Here is a 2,241-nt window from a genome sequence, read left to right as displayed (position 1 = left end):
CCGCGCCGTCGTCGGTGCGTGCTGCGGGCGCCTGCCGCATCGGCCTGCGCTACGTGACAGGGCTCAGACAGCAGGCCGGCGAACGCATCGCGGAAGCGCGGCGGCTGGGTCCGTTCACCGATGTCGAAAACCTCAAACAGCGCACGGGGTTGCGCAGCGAGGAGATGGCGAAGCTCTCCGAAGTCGGCGCGCTCGCCTCCTTGGGGCTCACTCGCCGCGAGGCGCTCTGGCAGGCGGCGCTCGCCGTCCGGCCGAAAGGGGCGCTGTTCGAGGATCGCGCAAACGAAGCCGGAGAGGAGAACCCGGGGAGCCCCCTGCCGGAGATGTCCGCCTACGAGGAGACCGTGGCCGACTTCACCGGCACCGGTCTCACCGTCGGTGCGCATCCGCTCGCCTATGCGCGCCCGGCGCTCGCCCGCCAGGGGGTGGTGACGGCGGCCGAGGTGCCCCATCTTCCGGCAGGACAGCGGACGCGAATCGCCGGCGCGGTGATCGTCCGTCAACGCCCCGGCACGGCGAACGGCACCCTCTTCGTCACGCTCGAGGACGAGACCGGCATGGTACAGGCGATCGTGAAACGGGCTCTGCTCGTCGCCCACCGGGCGACGATCGTCGGCAACCCGGGCCTGGTGATCGAGGGGACCGTCCAGCAGCGCGACGGCAGCGTCTCGCTCCAGGCCGAGAAGTTCTGGCCGCTCACCGACCTCGCCCGCACCCCGAGCCACGACTTCCACTGAACAATTGGGGACAGTCCCCAATTTCACCAGACCACGGCCATCACCCTTTGGAATCAAATACTTACCAGAAATGCGAAACAATTGGGGACTGTCCCCAATTACCGCCGGCTGACTGTGTGCCGGGGACGCATAGACTGGCGCCGGTGGAGCGGTGAGCGAAGACGAACGCGGATTCACGTTGATCGAGGTGCTGGTCGCTCTCGCGATCGCCGGCATTCTCATGCTCTCGGCCGCCGGGCTCTACTGGCAGCAGAAGCGAATCGGCCAACGCCTGGTCGCGGAGCGCGTCGCCGATGAAGCGTTGGAGAACACCTACGAGCTGCTGCGCTCGGGGCTCTGGCCGCTCGAGAGCGCAGTTCTCCCCGATCCGACCGGCAGCGGCATCGCGCTGAGCGTTGTCGTCACTCCCGGCACGGTACCGGCGACCCGCGAGCTCGACCTCGTCGCCACCTACCGGGTGCAGAACCAGGCCTTCCGGCGCTCGCTGCACGCGCTCGTCCACGTGCCGGAGCTGCCATGAACCGGACCCGGGGCGACTCCGGCTTCTCCCTCATCGAGCTTCTGGTCTCGATGCTCGTCTTCCTGGTCGTCCTGCTGGTGACCAACGGCCTGCTCGTCGAATCGCTGCGCATCTTCTCGAACAGCGGCCGCGAGCTGCGCGAGCCCGGGACCGAGCTCGCCCTTCGCCTGCTGCGCGAGGACCTGCACGCGTCGGTGCCGCTCGCGGCGGGCATCGGCTCCGAGGACGAGCCCGTGAACCTGGGCCTCGACTGCCGCCGGCCGGACCGCACCGAGACCTGGGAGATGGAAGGCGTGCGGCTCGTCCGCCGGACCTACGATCCAGACGGCCTCCTGCTCGGCACCCGCCCGATGCTCGATGGCATGGTGAGCTTCGAGTGGTGGACCCCGGCGCCCGGCCTGGTGCAGGTCCGGCTGGTGCGCCGGAAACCCGCCGGAGCGAGCGCCCTGCGCGTCGCCACCGCCGCCTGGAAGAGCGTCGGCGAGACCCTCGAAGCGGCCGAGATCGCCGCCGGCAGCCGCATCACCTGGACCTCGAGCCCGTGACGGACAGGCGCGCCGGCGAACGGGGCACAGCGCTCCTCATGGTGCTCTTCCTGCTGGTCATGGCGACCACCGCCGGACTGCTGCTTTCGGTAGCGCTTTCCGTCGACCTGCGGGAGCAGAAAGAGGATGCCCGGCGCCTGCGGCTCGCGGCGCTCGTCGACTCGGCGCTCGAAGAGGCGCTGGCAGCACTGTCGATGAATCCCGACGCCGGCGGCTACGCCCCGCACGAGTTCGGCGGTGGAACGCTCGAGAGCCTCATCCGCATCCGACCCGATGGCAGCAGGGAGGTCGCGGCAAAAGCGACCTACGCCGGCCTCGAGCGCACCGTCGTGGCAGAGATCGTGTTCGGTTTCGCCGGTCCAGAGGTCCTCGCCTGGCGGATCGGGAGAACCCGACCGGCCGGCGCCACGTAACTCCTCCATGGCGAAGACGGCAAGCG

General features: G+C 69.5%; 4 protein-coding genes. All 4 read left to right on the top strand.

What is annotated here, in order from left to right; all coding sequences use genetic code 11:
- Window positions 1–737: error-prone DNA polymerase (locus tag KBI44_19775; protein MBP9146722.1), on the top strand; the 737-nt coding region annotated here is incomplete at its 5' end.
- A 151-nt stretch (window positions 738–888) separates the two neighbouring features.
- Window positions 889–1,257, top strand: coding sequence for a prepilin-type N-terminal cleavage/methylation domain-containing protein (locus KBI44_19770; protein MBP9146721.1), 369 nt, complete (start codon window positions 889–891; stop codon window positions 1,255–1,257).
- Complete coding sequence (locus KBI44_19765) at window positions 1,254–1,802, top strand: prepilin-type N-terminal cleavage/methylation domain-containing protein (GenBank protein ID MBP9146720.1); 549 nt, start codon at window positions 1,254–1,256, stop codon at window positions 1,800–1,802. Before KBI44_19770 ends, KBI44_19765 begins: the two co-directional genes overlap by 4 nt.
- The gene (locus tag KBI44_19760) at window positions 1,799–2,215 is read left to right on the top strand and encodes a hypothetical protein (GenBank protein MBP9146719.1); all 417 of its coding nucleotides are present in this window, start codon (window positions 1,799–1,801) and stop codon (window positions 2,213–2,215) included. Before KBI44_19765 ends, KBI44_19760 begins: the two co-directional genes overlap by 4 nt.
- Window positions 2,216–2,241: the final 26 nt, after the last annotated feature.

Source organism: Thermoanaerobaculia bacterium (assembly GCA_018057705.1).
Lineage (GTDB): Bacteria > Acidobacteriota > Thermoanaerobaculia > Multivoradales > JAGPDF01 > JAGPDF01.
Note: the sequence above shows the minus strand (reverse complement) of the source record. Positions and strands in the feature narration are given on the sequence as shown.